General features: G+C 42.3%; 17 protein-coding genes, 2 tRNA genes and 1 pseudogene. 13 read left to right on the plus strand and 7 right to left on the minus strand.

Going from position 1 to position 20,889, the window contains the following annotated elements; genetic code table 11:
- Nucleotides 1-214: 214 nt before the first annotated feature.
- Nucleotides 215-1,357: a quinone-dependent dihydroorotate dehydrogenase gene (locus tag AC5590_RS12715; protein ID WP_169264064.1), complete on the plus strand. Its 1,143-nt coding sequence runs from the start codon at nt 215-217 to the stop codon at nt 1,355-1,357.
- Between the two features lie 189 nt (nt 1,358-1,546).
- Here AC5590_RS12715 and AC5590_RS12720 read toward each other — a convergent pair whose 3' ends face one another.
- Complete coding sequence (locus tag AC5590_RS12720; RefSeq protein WP_169264065.1) at nt 1,547-2,281, minus strand: hypothetical protein; 735 nt, start codon at nt 2,279-2,281, stop codon at nt 1,547-1,549.
- A 590-nt stretch (nt 2,282-2,871) separates the two neighbouring features.
- Here AC5590_RS12720 and AC5590_RS12725 point away from each other — a divergent pair.
- The 5 genes from AC5590_RS12725 to AC5590_RS12745 all read left to right on the plus strand — a co-directional run bounded on the left by AC5590_RS12725 (nt 2,872) and on the right by AC5590_RS12745 (nt 6,380).
- Nucleotides 2,872-2,993, plus strand: a tRNA-OTHER gene (locus AC5590_RS12725).
- Between the two features lie 37 nt (nt 2,994-3,030).
- On the plus strand, nt 3,031-4,632 hold the full coding sequence (locus AC5590_RS12730; protein ID WP_169264066.1) for a TROVE domain-containing protein: 1,602 nt from the start codon (nt 3,031-3,033) through the stop codon (nt 4,630-4,632).
- 139 nt (nt 4,633-4,771) lie between these two features.
- Entirely contained in the window at nt 4,772-5,191 is a 420-nt protein-coding gene (locus AC5590_RS12735; protein WP_169264067.1) for a XisH family protein, read from the plus strand.
- Nucleotides 5,179-5,514, plus strand: coding sequence for a XisI protein (locus tag AC5590_RS12740; RefSeq protein WP_169264068.1), 336 nt, complete (start codon nt 5,179-5,181; stop codon nt 5,512-5,514). Before AC5590_RS12735 ends, AC5590_RS12740 begins: the two co-directional genes overlap by 13 nt.
- A 260-nt stretch (nt 5,515-5,774) precedes the next feature.
- Nucleotides 5,775-6,380 (plus strand): methyltransferase domain-containing protein, encoded by a 606-nt coding sequence (locus tag AC5590_RS12745; protein WP_169264069.1) that lies wholly within the window; start codon nt 5,775-5,777, stop codon nt 6,378-6,380.
- 48 nt (nt 6,381-6,428) lie between these two features.
- On the opposite strand, the gene AC5590_RS12750 is transcribed toward AC5590_RS12745, so the two are convergent.
- A complete protein-coding gene (locus tag AC5590_RS12750; RefSeq protein ID WP_169264070.1) occupies nt 6,429-6,974 on the minus strand; it encodes a GNAT family N-acetyltransferase in 546 nt (181 codons plus the stop codon).
- A gap of 147 nt (nt 6,975-7,121) precedes the next feature.
- Here AC5590_RS12750 and AC5590_RS12755 point away from each other — a divergent pair, with 147 nt between their 5' ends.
- The 5 genes and pseudogenes from AC5590_RS12755 to AC5590_RS12775 form a co-directional block, all read left to right on the plus strand.
- Nucleotides 7,122-9,227, plus strand: a complete 2,106-nt coding sequence (locus tag AC5590_RS12755; protein WP_169264071.1) for a cation:proton antiporter domain-containing protein — start codon at nt 7,122-7,124, stop codon at nt 9,225-9,227.
- A gap of 119 nt (nt 9,228-9,346) precedes the next feature.
- Entirely contained in the window at nt 9,347-10,696 is a 1,350-nt protein-coding gene (gene gorA / locus AC5590_RS12760; protein ID WP_169264072.1) for a glutathione-disulfide reductase, read from the plus strand.
- Nucleotides 10,697-10,951: 255 nt separating this feature from the next.
- Nucleotides 10,952-12,331: a glutathione-disulfide reductase gene (gene gor, locus AC5590_RS12765; protein WP_169264073.1), complete on the plus strand. Its 1,380-nt coding sequence runs from the start codon at nt 10,952-10,954 to the stop codon at nt 12,329-12,331.
- A gap of 43 nt (nt 12,332-12,374) precedes the next feature.
- On the plus strand, nt 12,375-13,016 hold the full coding sequence (locus tag AC5590_RS12770; protein WP_169264074.1) for a YqiA/YcfP family alpha/beta fold hydrolase: 642 nt from the start codon (nt 12,375-12,377) through the stop codon (nt 13,014-13,016).
- A 67-nt stretch (nt 13,017-13,083) separates the two neighbouring features.
- Nucleotides 13,084-13,365 (plus strand): annotated as a pseudogene (locus AC5590_RS12775) (hypothetical protein); the annotation flags it as partial.
- 590 nt (nt 13,366-13,955) lie between these two features.
- Here AC5590_RS12775 and AC5590_RS12780 read toward each other — a convergent pair.
- The gene (locus tag AC5590_RS12780; protein WP_169264075.1) at nt 13,956-14,510 is read right to left on the minus strand and encodes a hypothetical protein; all 555 of its coding nucleotides are present in this window, start codon (nt 14,508-14,510) and stop codon (nt 13,956-13,958) included.
- 1,138 nt (nt 14,511-15,648) lie between these two features.
- Nucleotides 15,649-16,284: a GNAT family N-acetyltransferase gene (locus AC5590_RS12785; RefSeq protein ID WP_246162928.1), complete on the minus strand. Its 636-nt coding sequence runs from the start codon at nt 16,282-16,284 to the stop codon at nt 15,649-15,651.
- 394 nt (nt 16,285-16,678) lie between these two features.
- On the opposite strand from AC5590_RS12785, the gene AC5590_RS12790 reads away from it, so the two are divergent.
- Nucleotides 16,679-17,917, plus strand: coding sequence for a hypothetical protein (locus AC5590_RS12790; RefSeq protein ID WP_169264076.1), 1,239 nt, complete (start codon nt 16,679-16,681; stop codon nt 17,915-17,917).
- 54 nt (nt 17,918-17,971) lie between these two features.
- Nucleotides 17,972-18,042 (plus strand) — tRNA-Gly (locus AC5590_RS12795).
- Nucleotides 18,043-18,132: 90 nt separating this feature from the next.
- On the opposite strand, the gene pstB is transcribed toward AC5590_RS12795, so the two are convergent.
- Genes pstB through pstC form a run of 3 tightly spaced genes read right to left on the minus strand, consistent with a single transcriptional unit; the run spans nt 18,133 to nt 20,847 of the window.
- On the minus strand, nt 18,133-18,939 hold the full coding sequence (gene pstB, locus AC5590_RS12800) for a phosphate ABC transporter ATP-binding protein PstB (RefSeq protein ID WP_169264077.1): 807 nt from the start codon (nt 18,937-18,939) through the stop codon (nt 18,133-18,135).
- 50 nt (nt 18,940-18,989) lie between these two features.
- The gene (pstA, locus tag AC5590_RS12805; RefSeq protein ID WP_169264078.1) at nt 18,990-19,883 is read right to left on the minus strand and encodes a phosphate ABC transporter permease PstA; all 894 of its coding nucleotides are present in this window, start codon (nt 19,881-19,883) and stop codon (nt 18,990-18,992) included.
- A 19-nt stretch (nt 19,884-19,902) separates the two neighbouring features.
- A complete protein-coding gene (gene pstC / locus AC5590_RS12810) occupies nt 19,903-20,847 on the minus strand; it encodes a phosphate ABC transporter permease subunit PstC (protein ID WP_169264079.1) in 945 nt (314 codons plus the stop codon).
- Nucleotides 20,848-20,889: the final 42 nt, after the last annotated feature.

Consider the following 20,889-nt stretch of genomic DNA (forward strand, 5'->3'; position numbering starts at 1 on the left):
GATTTGGAAATTAATTATAGCTACTTTCGTACAACACAATAGTAAATTTTGTGACTTATTGTCGGGTATTGATTGTCATGCATCTTCAGAGAGAAATCAAGGACTGTCGCAAGAGTGAAGAGCTTTTTCCACTCCTGATGATCACTCAACGTAAATTGCTACTATATGAGACGCTAACAACAGTACCCAGACGCAGCGATTTGAATTTTAGATTGTGGATATTTATAAAAATGCACTTCGTCCCCTCTTGTTCACTCTGCTCAAAGCAGATCCAGAGTGGATGCACTCCTCAACGATTCGCAGTTTAAGCTGGTTGGGAAAAACTGACCACCAAGCACCTGCGAGTTGGATCAACCAACGTCTGGTACAGTCGTTTTGTTTGTCAGATGCACGCCTAGAACAAAATCTCTTTGGGCTGCACTTTCCTAACCCTTTAGGTTTAGCAGCTGGATTTGATAAGGATGGCGTTGCAGTTCCTATATGGTCAAAACTTGGTTTTGGCTTTGCAGAAGTGGGAACTGTGACTTTTCATGCACAGCCAGGAAATCCCCGTCCTCGCTTGTTTCGCTTACCCTTAGACAAAGCCGCCCTCAACCGTATGGGCTTTAACAATCAAGGTGCTGCAGCAATGCTGGCGCGGTTAGCACAACGTAAGCAAGAGTTAAATCTATCTGTACCTATAGGTATTAATCTGGGAAAATCTAAGATAACTCCTCTAGAAGAAGCCGCGAAGGATTATCTCGATAGTTTTCGCTTACTGAAGAATTTTGGAGACTATTTTGTCGTCAATGTCTCTTCACCCAATACGCCGGGGTTGCGATCGCTCCAAGATGCCCCGATGCTTAGTTCTATCTTGGATGCTTTACAACATGAAAATAATGCATATAAGCCGATTTTTGTCAAGATAGCTCCGGATTTGGAATGGGAGGCGATCGCCGATATTATTTCCCTAGCAAAAACCTATCAATTAGCTGGAATTATTGCCACCAACACCACTATCCGTAGGGATGGACTAAAAACAAAGGTGATTGACCAAACTGGCAAATCACCTCAAGAAGAAGCTGGTGGTATCAGCGGTGCTCCAGTAAAAGAACGTTCCACCGAAGTTATTCGTTTTATTTGGCAGCAAACAGCAGGTCAATTACCGATTATTGGTGTTGGCGGTATATTTACTCCAGAAGATGCTTGGGAGAAAATCACAGCTGGTGCTTGCCTTATTCAGGTTTACACAGGCTGGATTTACGAAGGACCAGCCATGATACGCCACGTTCTCCAAGGGTTGCTATATAAGCTAGAACAAAGCGGATTGAATAGCATCTGCGAAGCTGTCGGTTTACAAGGAAAAATGGAAAAGTAAAAAGAAGTTTCTTCTATCAGTGAATAGTTACTAGTACAGCGCGACAGAAATAACCAGACAGTTATAAACAGGGTAAAACCTAGTTTATGTATGTATTTTTTCTCCTGACTTCTGACGACTGACGTCACGAGTCCTTGTACTAGTACAGTGAATAACTGGTAACTGGTAACTGGTAACAGAATAACTTTTTTAACTTTTGCCTTCGTCAGCCGGGAAAAACTCTTTCGTTTTTCGGGAGTATTTCCAAGCAACTCCATCTGGATCCTTGGTGCGACTCCACTCTGGAAAATCGGGATCGTCCCGCCGCTTATAAACTGTGCTGGAATAAACATTGAGACGCTTGGCAAGTTCAGATTGAATCAAAGAACCAAACATCAATTGTTTTTCCAGCGGTTTTTTTGCTTCCTCTTGGATTGGTTGAGGTAGTGGTTCGGTTTCTAGTTCTTGTAAAACTGGCTGGGGCGTTGGTGGTACTAGAAACGGTAGCGCTTGCTGGGTAACAACTGGTTGACTTTCAAGTTGTTTGGGTGGTTCGCTACTGTCAAGTATGCTGCCTAGAGTACTCGCGGTGATAAATTGATAGACTTTGCTTCCATCTTCGGAGTTAACCGTGCTAGCAGCAAATTCCGATGCTTTCGTATCTAGGTAGCGTTTTGCTCTTTCCCCAGGAAAATTGCCCTTGATTGCCAAATCCATTGGCGTAATCTTGCCTTGGTTTTCCCGAATCAGTTGATGGAAAATCGGATTTACCTTCTGGCACCACTTTTGCCATGTGTAAAGTTGCCAGACATTAAAAGCCAACACAAGTAGGATTAGTGCCAGCCAAATTCGCCAAGTAGCAACTACGAAAATAATTAAAAACGAGATGGGCAAAAGTAGAACTAGAAAACCCTTGCCGTCACTTTCTATAGTTTTTTCACTCATGCCGATAACTGCCAAGTGACTGTGTGTGGAAATAATAATATATCTTGGCAAAAATTGGGAACATTATTTGTGTTATTCGTCAGTTTGCCAAAAAAGATTTCGGCAAAACCGAATAGAAGCTATAAAGCAATACGGTTTAGTTAATGGTGTTTAGTTTTATTAAGATCCCCCAACGCCCGTTAAAAAGTTTGCTCAGTTCCCTCCGTTGTAGCGACTGGCGTGGGCTAGGGAGGATGAATCCTTAACCCAAGCGTATTGAGCTATAAAGTCCTCCTCGCCAAGCGCTTTGTTTGATGTGTGGAGAGATAAAAGTTATGAGAAAATTTTTTACCCCAGCCCTTGACATAGTATATTACATATACTACATTCAAAGGACAAGCACATGCTTTGAAAAAATTCAATTTTCAGCCCTGGAGAATGCGTTACAAAAAATTAAAAACGTTTCTTCTTATTTTGAACTTTGTATGCGCAAAGCGCACGCTAAGAGCGAACGCGCAGCGTCTGGGCAGGAGATACGCGTAGTGTGCCCGCAGGGCATACTTTGAACTTTGAACTTTGAATTTTGAATTTTGAATTTTGAATTTTACTTGTGGCGGGTAGCTCAGTTGGTAGAGCGCCAATATCCTTATTCAACTCTTGCCTGAAAAGGACGAAGAATGAGGGTTATCGTTTGAGGAACGGGAGGTCGCAGGTTCAAGTCCTGCCCCGCCACCTTCCATTTTTGCATGCATTGGCTGGGAGAGAAAGCCGTGAATTACAAATTCTTTACTCAAAAAAAGACAGGAACACCGCAGACTCAGCCTATTCCTGGACAAGAAGCCCAGATGATCCAAGGACGTTCTGGTGGTTGGATGTTCGATGCAGGTCTTTGGAAGATGCTGCAGCGTTGTTTGCTGATTGGCACGGCAGAAAGCACTTATTATGCGGGCAAAAATGAATTGACAGAAGATTTTGTTGAGGTGACGAGACAGGCGATCGCCAAAGATCCTCAGCGAGTCGCACAAGAAATCCTTTACGCCAGCGATGGACGCGCCATTAACAACAGTGCGCCTATTCTTGCGCTGGTTTTACTGTCGATGGGTGAGTCGCCAGAAGCCAAAAAAGCATTTGGTGAAATCTTCCCGCAAGTTGTCCGCACGGGGAGTCATTTTTATGAATGGCTGAACTACACTAAGTCTTTGCGGGGATTTGGTAAGGTTGTACGCGAAGCTGGAAAAAATTGGTTCTTACGGGAAGATGTTAAGGGTTTGGCTTACCAGTTGCTGAAGTACCAGCAACGTTATGACTTCTCCAACCGAGATGCTTTGCGGCTGTTCCATGTCAAACCACCTACACAAGACCATCAACAACTATTTGAGTGGGTAGTCAAAGGATGGGAAGTTTTGCCAACAGAAATCCCATCTGGGGCGTTAGCACAGATTTGGTGGTATGAGTGGCTCAAGCGCAATCCAGATCAGACTCACGAAGCTATTGTCCAAGGACACCTAACCCATGAAATGGCTGCACCCGTGGGCAAGATGGATAAATCTGCTTGGCAGTTGCTGTTTAACGAAATGCCAATTGGTGCATTGTTGCGTAACTTAGGTTCACTCACTGAAATAGGAGTTTTAACATCTGATGAATCTGTCAACTTGCAGCGAGTTGAAGCGGTTCTCAACAACAAAGAACATTTACGTAAAGGTCGCATTCATCCAATTGATGTTTTAAAAGCACTCAAAACATATGAGTCTGGTGGGAAATTGGGACGCAGCAAAAAGACTTGGAACCCAGTTCACAAAATTGTGGACATTTTAGAAAAAGCAGTGGAACTATCTTTTGATGTCGTGCAACCCACAGGCAAAGTGTTCATGCACGCTGTTGACGTGTCTGGTTCTATGGGTTTTCCAATTGCGGATATGGGACTAACTTGTTGTGAAGTCGCCGCAACAATGGCACTAGTCACAGCAAAAGCAGAGAAAAGCTATATGATTCGTGGTTTTTCTAGTCAATTTTACGGCTTGGGTATCACCGCCAAAGATACTTTTCGTTCAGCGGTGGACAAAGCGAGTGACAAAAACTTTGGTGGAACAGATGCATCTGTTGCTTACGAATGGATGATTAGGAAAAAGTATAAGGCAGATGTCATCTGCTTTTGGACAGATAATGAATCGTGGGCAGGTGACAAGCATCCAAGTCAAGCATTGGCTGAGTACCGCAACAAGGTAAATCCCAATATCAAAGCAGTGTACATCACACTTGCACCTTACCAGATTACTTTGGTAGATCCGAATGATCCCCTGTCTTGGGATTTGGGCGGCTTCGATCCAGGAACGCCTCGTATTATTCAGATGCTGGCTACGGGTGAATTGTGATAGAGATATCTGTCCATTTATTGCCTCCACAACATGGGGGCTTTTGTTTTTTTGGGGTAAAGTGCGATATCTGAAGACAAGCTACTATGAGTCTACACACCATTGTTAAAATATCCACAGAACCTGCAAGTGGCAAGATATGTCAGCCAAGGATAGATTTCACGATACAGTAAAAATAGCGCTTCAGAAAGATGGGTGGTTGATTACAGATGATCCACTACGTATTCGTATCAGTTCTACAACAAAACTGTACATCGACTTGGGCGCAGAGAAAATTATTGCAGCTGACCGCGATGGACAAAAAATTGCCGTTGAAATCAAAAGTTTTTTGGCTGCTTCTACAATGGCAGAATTCCATACAGCAATTGGACAATATATCAACTACCGCTACGCTTTAGTGGATTTTGGTTATAAGCACACTCTATATTTAGCAATACCCTTAATTACCTATAATGATTTTTTTACACAGCCATTTGTTCAGTCAGTGATTCAACGTAGTCAAGTAAATTTACTCGTTTACGATGACGAAAAAGAGGAGGTTGTGCAATGGCAAAGCTAGAAAAATACCAAGAGTATATTCAGCAATTACTCAGAAAATATGCAGAGCGTGATTCTGGTGAAGATGGTGTAGAAGCACAGATAATTTTTGACACAAAGCACGATCATTATCAGCTGATATATGTAGGTTGGCACAATCGGCGGCGGATTTATGGACCTGTGATGCATTTGGATATCAAGGATGGCAAGATTTGGATTCAGTGGAATGGTACAGAAGATGACATTGCTGCTGAATTAGTGGAGATGGGTGTGCCAAAGCAGGATATTGTCTTGGGCTTCCACACGCCTCATATGCGACAGTTTACGGATTTTGCTGTTGGGTAATAGCCATTGCAACCCGTCACTAATGAAAGAAACACTTCACTCCCTCCCCAAAAGTATTTATTTTAATTAACCCAATATTAACTTGATTTTTACACCATCTTTAAGATCGTCCTATTTAATACATTTGTAGTACGGCTGCGCAGAAGTCTAAAATTCAAAGATTTATACCACAAAACTTGTGGTTTGTTTTCTGCGAGCTTTATTTCCGCAACGCTGTAGTCGTTAAAAATTACAAGAATCACGAAGTTTGGAGAGTACATATGAATATATTAAGTAACGTGAGTAACCCGAAAATGATTTTGAGAGGTTTCAAAGTAGTTACTTATACAATGATGGGGTGGGAAATGTCGCTTCAATATCATGATCGCTATATACTTGAACAAACAATAATTCCTTTTTTTATTGATAAAAAGGAATTTGCTAAAGTCTTATTTGTCGGATGTGGCTCTTATACAAAGCACTACGAAAAATGGTTTGAAAAAAAAGAATACTGGACAATTGATATTAACCCAATGAAAAAGATTTATGGTGCCAATAAGCATATTACTGGCTCTATGAGTGATTTAAATCTTTATTTTAAAGATAACTCTTTAGATTTAATTCTTTGTAATGGTGTTTTCGGCTGGGGATTGAATGAGAGGAAAGACGTGGAAGATGCATTTTTGGGATGCTACCAATCTTTACGTCAGGGTGGTGTCCTTGTTGTAGGGTGGGATGACGTTCCAGAAAAGAAACCTTTTCCCTTAGAAACTTGTGAAAGCTTAAATCCTTTTCAATCCTACTTTTTTCCTCCTCTATCAACTTCACAATATAGAAATGTGGCAGATGAATCAGAAAAACATGTCTTTAATTTTTATCTCAAGTAAGAAGAATTAAAGAGAGCAATTATTTTCTGGTTATGCATTTATATTCTTTTAAGTATAAATTGTTTCGATATAAGTTTCCTGCTCAAAGGGTTTAAATCCCCGCTTAAGATAATTGCTAAGTGCCGCTGGATGGTCTAACGTGCAGGTGTGTACCCAAATGCGATGAGTTGCCTTTTTCCAGGCCTGCTCAATTGCTATTGTCAACAGATACTTACCTAATCCACGTCCTGTATACTCCTTGAGTAGTCCAAAGTAGGCAATTTCAACTGAGCCATCTTCGTATTGCTCTAACTCAAAGTAACCGCTAGGTGCTCCTGTGTAATAAAGCACCCACAATGAAATGCTTGGTTGACTCAGGTGTGTTTGAATCTGCTCATCTGTCCAATTGCGACGATACACCCAATGATACTCATGTCCAACTTCACAATATAGGTAACGGTAAAAGGATGCAGGACAATCAAAAACCTGAGTAACGTGTGCGCGATCTGCTGAAAGCAGCAGCGCTTCGCTATCGTCGCCTACGATCTTTACTGGGTTATGCTCATCGGGCGATCGCATTTGGAGGTGAGTTCTTGTAACTTCGATGCTTTTCATACTTAAAACTTTACAGAGAAACAAGGAAAATATCTACTTTTGTAAACGTTTTAATACAGTCCCAGGACAGAAGATAAAAATTTTTAACTTTGATGATAATAATTACTTAACTGAGCAATCAACCGCAGCTCATTTGAGGAGTTATTAATGCATCTAGAACCAATTGTTTCTTTCGCTATTCTGCTGACGGTTATCTTAATAGTCCCTTTATTGTTTGAACGATTCAAGCTGCCAGGATTGATAGGTTTACTCATCGCAGGCGTAGCTTTGGGACCGCATGGATTGCATCTCCTCAATACCGAGTCGGAAACCCTCAAGCTACTTTCTGACATTGGGCTGGTGTACCTGATGTTTGTGGCTGGGCTGGGAATTGATATGGAACAGTTTGAGCAAACCAAGCATCGTTCCATTGGCTTTGGTACATTCACTTTCCTACTGCCCTTAATTACAGGAACCATTGTGGGGCGGATGTTTGGTTTTGGTTGGAATGCTTCCGTTTTGATTGGCTCTTTGTTTGCTTCCCACACTCTGCTGGCATACCCAATTATCAGTCGATTGGGAGTCATCAAAAATGAAGCTGTAACTGTTACCATAGGCGCTACCATCTTTACAGATATCGGCTCACTGCTGGTCTTAGCGGTGTGTGTCGCTATCCATCAAGGAGCATTCTCTACATTTAGCTTAATGAAGCTACTGCTCGGGCTGGTTATCTACTCTGCTGTTATCTTATTTGGCTTCAAGTGGTTGGGACATGAGTTTTTTCGACGAACCAGAGACGAACAAGGAAACCAATTTTTATTTATCCTCATGGTTGTTTTTATCTCGGCGCTGGGAGCAGAAGTGATTGGGGTAGAAAAAATTGTTGGGGCATTTCTGGCAGGGTTAGCAGTCAATGAGGTTATCGGTTCTGGACCTGTAAAAGAAAAGGTAGTCTTTGTTGGTAATGTCCTGTTCATCCCAATTTTCTTTGTTGACCTAGGCTTGTTGATTGATATTCCGGGATTTATAAAAAGCATTAGTTCTGTATGGCTGACTCTGGCAATTTTAGTGGGTTTAATTGGCAGTAAGGGAGCAGCAGCACTCCTGGCAAAAGTTGTTTACCGCTACAACTGGCAAGAAATGATTACGATGTGGTCCTTGTCTCTGCCTCAAGTAGCAGCTACACTAGCGGCAACTTTGGTGGGTTATCGGGCAGGCTTATTAACGGAAGGTATACTCAATGGTGTGATTGTTCTGATGATGGTGACGGCTACATTAGGACCACTTATTACTGCCCGAAGTGCTCCTGGGTTAATTACAACGGATACAACTTCCGAAGCTTCTGAATCAACACTTGTCTGGAAAAATGACCCATCTCAAGCGTTGACAGTGGTTGTACCTGTTCGCAACCCGGAAACAGAGAGAAATTTGATTGAAATGGCGGCACTATTAATCCGTCGGGAATCTGGTAGAGTCGTCCCCCTAGCGGTTACACCTGCTCACATTCACATGGACTCACCAGAGTTGGAGAACGACATACAGCAAAGTAAGATTCTTCTGTCTAAAGCAGTAGAACTTGGTCGGGAATTTGGGGTAGAAGTGGAACCACTGGTACGTATTGACCAGGGAATAGTTCATGGCATTAACCATGCCAGCCGCGAGCAAGATGCTAACTTGATTGTCATGGGCTGGGGTAGTACGACTGGAATACGTGCCCGCCTGTTTGGTAATGTAATTGATAGTGTGCTTTGGGCATCTCACTGTCCCGTGGCTGTTACTCGCCTGCTAGATTCACCGAGCAATATCCGCAGCATTTTGGTACCTATTGAAAATCTGACCCAAGAAGCAGTGCGAGTTGTGCGATTTGTGGAGATTTTTGCACAAGCGAATCAGGCAGAAGTCACGCTGTTGCATGTGTGCGCTCGCCGTACTTCCCCCGCCCGCGTTGCCTGGATGGAGTCGCAATTGAATCTCCTGGTTTCCAAATACTTCCCCCAAAGCCATACGAATATCAAAGTTCTTGCGTCTGATAATTTAGTCAATGCTATTCTCAAGGCGTCGAAATCCTGTGATTTGGTGGTACTGCGATCGCGCCGTCGCCGGCTCAACATTGGTGAAGTTGCTCTCAGTGATGTGACGACTGAAATCGTACGGCAGATTCAGTGTTCTGTTGTACTACTAGGTGAACCACAAGGTTATCAAGACAATTTAAGTAAAGCTAGAGAGGTTGTCAAAAAATCATCCCCAGAAAACTTGACAAAACAAGAGATTTAATTATTTTAATTGCAGACAGCAGAATCCAAAATCAAAGTCAAGATAGATGCAGCTGTAACTAAAATTAGTTGAAAATAGAAGCAAAAATCAGTACTTTGCTTTTGATTCTCCCGAAAGTCATGACATTCGATTACGACCTGTTTGTGATTGGTGCTGGTCCAGGAGGACTGGCAGCAGCTAAGGCAGCAGCAAGCTATGGCATCCGTGCCGCTATTGCCGAACAAGGAGCCGTCGGTGGTACTTGTGTTAATCGCGGCTGCGTACCGAAAAAATTGATTGTCTACGCTGCTGATTTCGCCTTGCAAAACCAGATAGCACATAGCTACGGTTGGAGTGACAGCCAAAGCCGCTTTGACTGGACACAATTCATCAAGTCTGTATACCAGCAGATCGAAAGCATTCACCATTCGTATTTTGAACAGTTGCAACAAGCTGGCATTGAATTGATTCGAGGTCATGCGACTTTCGTCGATTCTCACACTGTCGAAATTAACGAACGCAAATATACGGCTGATAAGATTTTAATTGCTGTAGGTGGGGGCGCTAATAAGCCAAACATTCCAGGCATTGAATACGCTATTACTTCCCGCCAGATATTTGATTTACCCTACTTACCCAAACGCTTAGCAATTATTGGCGGCGGCTATATTGGTGTGGAATTTTCCAGCATGATGAACGCTTTTGGGTGCGATGTCACGCTGATTGAGCATGATGAGATGATTTTATCAGGATTTGATGAGGACATTCGCTTGGGTGTTCAAGAAGGTTTGAACAAAAGGGGAATTCGCTTTATTGGCAACAGCAGCGTCAAACAAATCAAATACTCAGAAGAAAAATTGGTGTTAACCATAACTGGCGACTCCCGAAAAACAATTGCGGCGGATACTATATTGATTGCCACAGGTCGTACTCCAAATACCAAAAATCTCGGTTTGGAAAACGCTGGAGTAGAACTTGAGGAAAAAGGCGCAATCAAAGTCGATGACTACAACCGCACAACTGTAGAAAACATTTTTGCCGTGGGTGATTGCACTAATCGCCTGCAATTAAGCCCAGTTGCCAAAGCAGAAGGTCGTGCTTTTGCCAATACAGTTTTTGGCAAAAAACCCCAAAAAGTTGATTATGAACAAGCCCCCTCTGCTGTTTTTGCCCGTCCAGAACCCGCAGCTATTGGTATGACCGAAGCAAAAGCACGGGAAAAATTTGGTGAAGTTGTAAAATGTTACAGCGTTCACTTTCAACCAATGCTATTTCAAATGACAGAAAAGGACGAACAAGCTACGATAAAAATAGTAGTGAATGGTGAATCTGAACGCGTTTTGGGCGCTCACATGGTTGGTGAACATGCCGCAGAGATCATTCAAAGTCTTGCTGTTGCTATTCGCAAGGGTATTACCAAGCAAGACATAGATGAGACAATTGGCATTCATCCCACAACAGGTGAGGAGTTTCTTTTTCATTCCCTGTAAGGAAATCACTCAATGGTGTCAACAAAACATACCTGAACTTTGCCAGAATAAAATTGTACAGCAAAGAATGGGAATTTATGGCACAACGAATTGAGTGAGGGTTATCTGAGTGCCATTAGGAAATCATTTCGTTGTGCCTCAAAACTTTTCTTAAAAAGATACCATCTCACCTACAGGATATTAACTTTCATTGGTGGAGTGGTATCAAGTTTTTTTAATGATTCTTAAGGACTTAATTAACGGAAGCTAAAAACTATGACATATGATTACGACCTATTTGTCATTGGCGCTGGTTCTGGGGGTTTGGCTGCTTCCAAACGCGCCGCAAGCTACGGGGCAAAAGTAGCCATTGCCGAAAATGACTTAGTGGGTGGAACCTGTGTGATTCGTGGCTGTGTTCCCAAAAAACTGATGGTGTACGCATCCCACTTTCCCGCTTTGTTTCATGATGCGGCTGGTTATGGCTGGAAGGTGGGTGAAGCACAACTAGACTGGGAACGTTTTATCACAACAATAGATAAGGAAGTTCGCCGACTCTCACAACTGCACATTAACTTTTTAGACAAAGCAGGAGTCCAACTTTTACAAGGTCGTGCTAGCCTGATAGACCCGCACACAGTAGAAGTGGACGGACGTAAAGTTACAGCAGACAAAATTTTGATTGCTGTGGGAGGACGTCCGATCAAACCTGATGTATCAGGAATGGAACATGCCATAACTTCCAACGAAATCTTTCACCTCAAAGAACAACCAAAACATATCGTCATTATTGGTTCAGGCTATATCGGCTCAGAATTCGCCTCTATCATGCGCGGATTAGGCTCCCAGGTAACGCAAATTATCCGCAAAGATTTGATTTTGAGAGGTTTTGATCAAGACATCCAGCTTGAAATACAAGAAGGAATGATCAATCACGGAATAAAAATCATCAAGAATACTGTAGTAAAAGCTGTAGAACAAGTCCCAGAAGGTTTAAAACTGACGTTATCAGGAGAACATACTGAACCACTGACTGCTGATGTGTTTTTAGTAGCAACAGGTCGCTCACCTAATGTAGAAGGATTAGGTTTAGAAAATGTTGGAGTTGATATTGTTGCAACTTCTGACGAAGGACCAGCATATAACACCATGAACGCGATCGCTGTCAACGAATACAGTCAAACTTCTCAACCGAATATATTTGCTGTAGGTGATGTTACCGACAGAATCAATCTCACTCCTGTAGCGATAGGCGAAGGTCGTGCTTTTGCAGACAGTGAATACGGTGGTAACCGCCGCGTGTTCAGTCACGAAGATGTCGCCACAGCCGTATTTACCACACCAGAAGCTGCTACAGTTGGTATGACCGAAGCTGATGCACGTTCTAAATTCGGTGACGACGGAGTGAAAATTTATCGCACTCGCTTCCGTCCGTTATTCCACAGTTTGACAGGCTCATCAGAAAAGACAATGATGAAGTTGATAGTGGATGCTAACACAGATAAAGTGTTAGGCGCTCATATGGTGGGTGAAAGCGCAGGTGAAATTATTCAAGGTGTGGCGATCGCCGTGAAAATGGGCGCAACCAAAAAAGACTTTGATGCTACTGTTGGTATCCATCCCACATCAGCAGAAGAATTCGTCACCATGCGCTGAACAAGTCAGCTACACCCGCCCCTTTGGGGCTTGGTCAAACTTCATGTCTGGTGAATTTATTTATCTTCACGGCTTTGCATCCAGTCCTGATTCTGCAAAAGCAAAGTACATACGTACTTGCTTTGCACAAGCCAATATCAAGTTAAAAATCCCTGATTTGAATACTGGCGATTTTTCTCACCTGACAATAACTCGCCAGCTTTCTCAAATTGCGTCCGAATTCAATCATGATTCTACACCAGTCACGCTTATTGGTTCCAGTTTGGGTGGTTTGAGCGCCGCCCATCTGGGACAGCAATATCCACAAGTGCAACGCCTCGTCCTTTTAGCGCCTGCTTTTGGGTTTTTATGCCATTGGTTACCCAAGTTAGGAGATGAGGCGATACAGCGCTGGCAAAAAGAAAGATATCTGATGGTTTACCACTATGGCGAACAGAAGCAACTTCCTCTAAGTTACGATTTCGTGACAGACGCTAGTCAATACAAAGAGGAAACGTTACAACGTCCTATCCCCACCCTTATCCTGCACGGACGAGATGATGAAGTGATTCCTATTCAAGCCAGTCATGATTTTGCCCAAAAACGTCCTTGGGTGGAGTTGATAGAACTTGACAGCGATCACGGTTTAGGTAATGTCATGGCAGAAATTTGGCAGACAATCCGGCTCTTTTGTCAGTTTCCATAAAGTTGTATAATCAACGATCCTTAGTCATTAATTATTTTTTGCTAATGACTAAGACCCATAACTAGTTATGTTCCCATTCATCAGGTTAGACTTAGTGCAATTTACCGCTTACAAACCTCGCCCCAGTAGCGATACTGCTCAAAACGTCCAAGCATCTATCCAAATTGACCCCTCGGCTCCGCGAGGGGTCAAGGCTGAGCGAAGTCGAAGCCTTGACCCCCTAGACACGAATGAAAGTCCCTACGATCTGCCACCAGACTTAAAAGAAAAACTAGCTTGGACATATCAGCAACTCATTGAGACGAACCGTTACGCTGATGGCGGACATGAAACACTTCATGGTGCGATCTGCCGAACGCGAATGCGTGCGCTTTGCGCGCGAGGCAAGCGAAGCTATCGCCCTTCTTTGCCCAGAGGGGTTTCTTGAAGCAAACCCCTCTCCCCAAATCGGAGATTTGGGGCAACCAAGCTGAGTCCTCCGGACACGCGCAAGGGACGCGATGCCGAGTATGTCAATGAATCTGCTCACTTTCGGCTATCTATCTTCACACCTTCCCACATTTCGGTTGGGTAAGGTTCAGATGAACAGATTCAAGCTTTCTCTCAACATTCGGCATTACAAGTTTGGCAAAGCCCGACAGACATTATTTATTTACGCCTAAAACCAAATAATTCTCACTCACAAGACACTGCTGTCAAAAATATTCGCGCCTTGTGCGAGAAATCAACGGAGGATTGCGAATTACTGTAGGAACTCCAGAAGAAAATGCAAAGGACACGAAATCGACTACAAGCTGCTTTACTTTGTTTAAATAAATGAATTTCATTTTGAGGTGACATTAACACAAAAGCACATTCTTTCAATTCATAATTGTTGAAATAGGATGTAAGACTCACTTCTACTCAAATTGTGTCTGATAAAAGCAAAACAGCTAAAACTCAGTCATCAAAATTGCTTTCTTCTTCGCTACTCATGCGGCGTAATATTGCCACAGTTTGTGGTATTACACCCACTAAAAGGGCAAAAGCCTCATCTGGCAATTGAGCAACCATTTCTGCTGGAAAGTATTGTTCAAATTGGTCTAGTATCTTCTGAATTCGCTGTCCTGGTACTTGGTTTTCTGTAATTTGTTTGATTAACCGAATCCACTGTCGCCTAATTAAGTAGGCTTTTTGGCGTTCTTCATGAGATTCCGTATTTAACAACGACAGGTTACCTATAGGCAATGCACCTCGACAATCACGATCATAATCACCACCCACGGCTGCTCCTGGACCCGCAAACTCAGCATGGTAACGTTTAAACAGTATTAAACCATTTCGTCTACGACTGTTGACGATGAAAACTTTTCCACTCAGCAGCATCGTTAGGAGGTCCGAGCTATAAGATTGCTCAGTTCCATCTGGCATGACAAGATAGTCGAGGAAACTGGTGTCAGGGTAATAAGTAGATACCATAGTAGTCTGATAGCGCTGGTAGTTTTCGCTATCCATCTTTTCTCGAAATTTGAATGAACTTGGTTGTTTTTTGCACTATCAGTAGATGAATATATTTATAGTACAATCACAGCTTCAAACTTTCTTTACTATTAACAGTTGGCTTCTTTATTTATCTTAAAGAATAAAGAGAGCGTATCAGTAATTGGGTATTCACATTTTACGAAATTTAACGGAAGTTGTCTTCTACAAAAGAAGCCTTTTATTAAAGTTTATATAAAGAAAGATATCTAGAATACAAAGTTATCGTGATGAATTAAATTGTTTTTAGCGTTATTTCTCTAATGTCATAAGAAGAATCTATTTGAAAGAGTAAGCATTAAATATTTACGCTCTTGTTTCAATCGTCAATTGTTTCTTAACAAATCTGCCAATTTAATACAGAAATTTTTTTAAACTTTTCTTTGTTCGTATGCTAATAAAATTGTTCGCATATATTTTGGCTCAACACTTGAAGTTATTTCAAATTAAGTAAGATTTACAAACAGAAATCTTTTCTTTTGTCTTTTCATAAATTTTTGTAAATAAATACTGTAATCAAAATGATGATAGTGTTGCAATCCTATTTGATTCCTGTGAAAGTGCCTGCGCGTAGCGCATAAATTGAGAGACACAGATCCCTGACAACTTTCACGAAGTCGGGGATCTTGTTTTTCACAAATGATTTAGGACTGCTACATTTATTTATTGTAACTAGTCAAGTCTATTTAGTTAGGATTCTCTAACATTTTCAAAAAATCTTTTTAATGATAACTTTTCTCTTCTAGTAAAAAGTCAGTCAAGAAGCCGTCATGCTCTCGTTTGTTAAATATCTTGAATTTGCTTATGTAAATTTAGGATAACGTTAATTAGGAAAAATCCGCATCTTATGATTAGTAGAAACTCAATATCAAATCACAAACAGAACACAGATTTCCAGATCATCGAAATCAACTCTCAAGCAGACACAATGTCCGAGTATCATATCAAGTAGTATTAACTTGAAATGTCTGTATTAGGTATTTACGGGAGAGACAGAGGCTGTCTAGTGGTGCACCGGAGGCGAATAGCACGACTGTTTTGATCTGTTAATCCTACAAGTGGTGTTGCGATATACCATACGCCAGAAAACTCATTGAGCAGAGAATTCAGACAATTAAGTCGCATTTAGGCGCTTACGCAAGAGAATCTGGCGTGAGCGTCTCAAAAAGAATATATTCAAATGGGATTCAACTTTTTGCTCCTGATATCCCAACTTGAAATAGAGCTGCCGTGCCTGATAGTTATTTTCCAAAACATGGAGGTATAAATCTTGAAACCCCCAAGAGAGGCAAACCTTTTCACAAGCTGTCAGTAACCCAGAAGCAGCACCTTGCCTACGGTATTTTGGATCTATAGCTAAATTAGACAAGTACGGAAAACTCTTACCTGCTTGCATCCAAGAATCGCTAAAACGCACACCCAATTCTACAGTCCCAACGATGTTGCTTGCAGTATCGGCAGTCATGTCAATAGCAACCAAACACAGATGATGAGGTGCAGGAGATGCGAAACGATGCCTTAAGTCTTCGTATATACCCAAACGCAATAATGGAAAAACCCACTTTAATACACCACTTTGGCTATGAAAGCTTTCGGCAATTATTTGGGCAACACCAATCAAATCAGCAGGTGTAGCCGCACGCATTTTAAATTGGCAAGAAGCTGGAAACGCTGCGGCTAAGACTGGTTCTTGAGGAAATGAGTGAAAAAACAAGGGTTTCAAAGCTAGTTCAATTTTGATTTTATCCAATATAAATATTCTCAAATCTCGTAAAACATCATCAAACTTATAGGAAAACTTTGTGAACCCTCAACACGATAAGCCGTTTACTGTGAGCAAGTAATTCAGCATAGCTTTGTGATGATCCCGATTCCTAAATTGGAGGTATGTATTTGTTGAATAGTATACTTTGCTATTTAATCTTAATTGTTGCCATATCGCAAACTTTACCATGATTGCCACCAAAAACAACTTAGTTGCTAATCTTAAAGCGAGTGCGATGCTCGCTTCGGGAGCCGTCCTTTAGGCAAACGCAAAAAAACTTAACATGCTGAGTGAGAGTAAACAAACTCTTATTGAACAAATCGCAACAAGTAATAACGCAGTGTTAGACTGGCTCAGGATTAAGAACACATAAGTTGATATGACACAATCGGTTACTGACAAAACTCCTATTCCAGAAAAATCATGGAGGCGACACAGCGATCCACCTGGTTTGTGGATTGCTGTAGCCACTATTTCTTTTACCCTCCACTTGTTGCTGTTTTGGCTACTGCGCTCGTATTCGTATAATCTCTTATCGCAACGAAATTCGTCAAATCCTATCCCAGTAGAATTTGTAGAGATTTCTTCACAGCCAAAAGCGTCATCAAACGCAAAACCAGTTTTGTCTACAAAACCCTCGACAACTCAAAAGTCGTCTGTAACAAGCTCACCAAAGTTATCTACTCAAGGAAATTTAACACCAAAATCCACCTCTACTATAGAAGATAGCAATGCCATCACACTCGCAAACCCCATAAGCCCAAAAACTTCTCAACCTCAAGTAAAGGATAAAACTCAGCAACCCTTAAAAAAACCGGTTATCAAGCAAGAACAACCAAATCCTGAACCGATCGCAACATCTCAACCAACTCCCCAACCGGAACCATTCATCGCAAAGACTCCAGAACCTCCGCTACAGCCGACTCCAGAAGATACCCCACAAGCACAACAACCCCAGCCAACTCCAGAACCAACAACTTTAGCGGATAATTCAGACACACAGAATCAACCATTACAAAATCAAACTCCAAATCCGCAGAATAACACCACAGATTCAACTCGTCCTGATTCTTCACCCGAAACAGGTGAGCAAGCAAAGCAACCTAACGAGTCTACAGAATCACCTGGTACTCTTCCTAAACAACCTGATGAACAGGTTATTGTTGGAAAAGAAACACCGCTACCAGATCTTGCTCCACCTGTCAAACCAGAGCAGTCGCCACTGGATGAGCCAAAAGTGGGAGGATTTGAAGCGCTCTGGTATCCAGAAGCGGATAAATTAAAGAAGGATATACCAGAAAACCTAGCTCAACAGCAAGACAACAGCAGGCGAAAAGAATTAAACATCGTTTTACCTGACTCAGGACGCGATTTTCAGCCTGTAGATTTTTTAGTGTGGCTAACCATTGATCAAGAAGGCAAATTGCAGTTCATCAAAGTAGATCAAGAAATACCCCTACCACAAAGAAGTGAATACCAGAAATATGCGAATGAAATTTTCCAAGATCAAAAATTTGTCCCCGCAAGCGATAAAGATCCTGCAACTGGCAAGACAAACCCACGATGGAGCAGTCTGCCTGTACGTGTAAAAATCCAGCGCAAATCTCCGGAATCATGATCAAATACTTGGCATCTGAGTAAGATTGTGTTATGTTATAGAGGTTGCAAATTTGCGGGCGTAGTTTAGTGGTAAAACTATAGCCTTCCAAGCTATTAATGCGGGTTCGATTCCCGCCGCCCGCTTATCTAAAAATGAAAAAAGTTTTCAGGGTTAGCCTGAAAACTTGAAGCGTCTTGCTATGAATCATTATTGCGACAAAGAATATGTGATCTTTAACCGAACTTACCGCTGACGTATTCCTTGGTGGCTTCCTGTTTAGGATCTTGGAAAATGACCTCTGTGCGGTCATATTCTACAAGATAGCCGGTACGACCTCCTTTGTCGGAAGTTTGAACGTTAAAAAAGGCTGTCTTATCTGAAACCCGCGAAGCTTGTTGCATATTGTGAGTCACGATCAGAATGGTGTACTGCTCCTTAAGTTCATGCAGCAAGTCTTCAACCCGGAGGGTGGAAATGGGGTCAAGTGCAGAACAGGGTTCATCCATTAAAATAACTTCAGGTTGAACTGCGATCGCCCGAGCAATACACAAACGCTGTTGTTGTCCACCAGATAAAGATAAACCACTTTGCCGCAGTTTGTCTTTGACTTCATCCCATAAAGCCGCTTGTCTGAGCGATCGCTCTACCAGTTCATCCATATCACCTTTGAAGCCGTTGAGTCTTGGACCAAAGGCGATGTTGTCATAAATTGACTTTGGAAACGGGTTTGGTCTTTGAAACACCATCCCAATCCGACGACGCACTTCTACAGGATCAATGTGAGATGCATACAAATCTTCACCCTGGTAAAAAACTTTTCCCTCTGCTCGAAAACTTTCAATTAGATCGTTAAGGCGATTGTAGCAGCGCAGCAAGGTACTTTTACCACATCCAGAAGGACCAATAAAGGCTATTACGTTATTTCTTGGGACATCCAGCCAAATATCGCGTACTGCTAAAAAATTTCCGTAAAATACATTGAGTCCCTCTGTACGAAAAACCGTATCTGTTTGATTCCCGGTTCTAGTGTTGGTAGTCATAAATAGTGGTGCTTTTTTCTGATTTTTGTTAACTGTTCGAGCTTGCTTTTCTATTTAAGTGTGCGACTAGTTGCCCACCGGGCAATGATATTTGTCAGCAGAACCAACAACACCAAAATCAAAGCCGCCGCCCAAGCTAGTGACTGCAAATTTGCATATGGCGAAGTACCAAAGTTGTAAACAAAAACAGCAAGAGAAGCTGTACGGTCAAATAAGCCACTAGGCCAATACTGAGAGGCTTGAGCGGTAAACAGTAAAGGTGCAGTTTCTCCAGACGCACGAGCGATCGCCAGAGTCACCCCAGTGACAATTGCTGGTATAGCTGCTGGTAGCACCACTTGGGAGACTGTTTGAAACTTAGTTGCTCCTAATCCCGTTGCGGCTTGGCGCAAATCTTGCGATACTAATTGCAAGGATTCGTCAGTAGTTCGCACTATAATGGGCAACATCAAAATTCCCAGAGCGACTCCTCCAGCTACCGCTGAGAATGTCTTAGTGGTTATAACCACAACTCCATAAGCAAACACCCCCGCAATAATCGAGGGAACTCCGCTCAAAACATTAGTCGCAAACCGAACCCAGCGAGATATTTTACCAGAGCTAAACTCTGTCAAATAAATTGCTGCCATAACTCCAAAGGGAATGCTAAATAGTGCAGCAAGTGCTACTACTATTATTGTTCCGACAATGGCATGACCAAAGCCTCCTCCTGGTACGAAAGGTGGCGGTGGTAATTGGGTAAATGCGTTCAAATTTAAACTGCTGAAGCCTCGAAAGAGGACGTAAATCAGCACTGCCAGCAAGGGCAAAAGAGACAATATCCCGCACACAAATGCTAAAACCGTCATCACGGTGTTAAACAATGTCCGGGGAGATGACCGAGAGTAAGCCAAATTGGTGCGGCCTGCTCCACCAGAGGACTGCGGTGAAAAACTAGAAGTCATATTTCAAGATACCCCAATGTTACACTCGCTTCACTCGCAGTACTATTAACTCTGCCAAAATGTTGACAATAAAAGTTAAAACAAACAGAATTAACGCTGCGTACATTAAAGCTGAAACTTGCAGTCCGCCGGCTTCTGCGAATTGACTTGCCAGCAGAGAAGAAATCGTATTGCCTGGTGCAAATAATGAGGCGCTAACGTTATTGGCGTTTCCAATCAATATGGTTACAGCCATTGTTTCTCCCATCGCCCGCCCGAGTCCCAGCATCACAGCACTCACAATACCAGAAAAGGCAGATGGAATGAGAACCTTTAAAATCGTTTCCCAACGGGTTGCTCCTAATCCCAAAGCTGCTTGACGCAAACTGGGCGGTAAAGAAATCAGCGCATCGCGAGAGATGGCTGTGATGATCGGCAAAGTCATAATCGCTAGGATGACTCCAGCGACTAACATATTAGGTCCTGCAGGAACAGTGCTAAAAATTGGCAAAAAGCCCAAGGTAGAATTAAGAAATTTTCCCAGGCTTGTTAACGGGGGAACTAAAACAAAAAATCCCCAAATTCCATACACAATACTAGGAATGGCTGCTAGCAGTTCTACCAAGAAGACCAGTACTAGCCGTAATTTTGATGGTAAGAAATTTTCGCTCAGCAAGACAGCGGTGCCAACACCAATTGGTACAGCTATCAGCAAAGCAATAAAAGCGCTTACTAAAGTTCCGTAAATTTGCGGTAATGCACCGTACTCATTTGTAACGGGGTTCCAAGTGCTGTTAACAATAAAGTTAGCACCATACTTCTGAATAGCAGGCAATGCCTGAATCAGAACCTGAAGGGCTATCCATACTAGGATGGCAGCAACCCCCAATGCAAAAAGCCGAGTCAGCCAAATAAAGCCACGATCCAGTGACTTTTCTGCTTGAGAGGGTGGTTTAACTATTGGAATTTGGGCTTGTGTAGTCATGACGAGACCCATTAATGGCAAAAGAAGTGGGAGCGAACCACA

The organism is Brasilonema octagenarum UFV-OR1 (genome assembly GCF_963888615.1).
Classification (GTDB): Bacteria; Cyanobacteriota; Cyanobacteriia; order Cyanobacteriales; family Nostocaceae; genus Brasilonema; species Brasilonema sennae.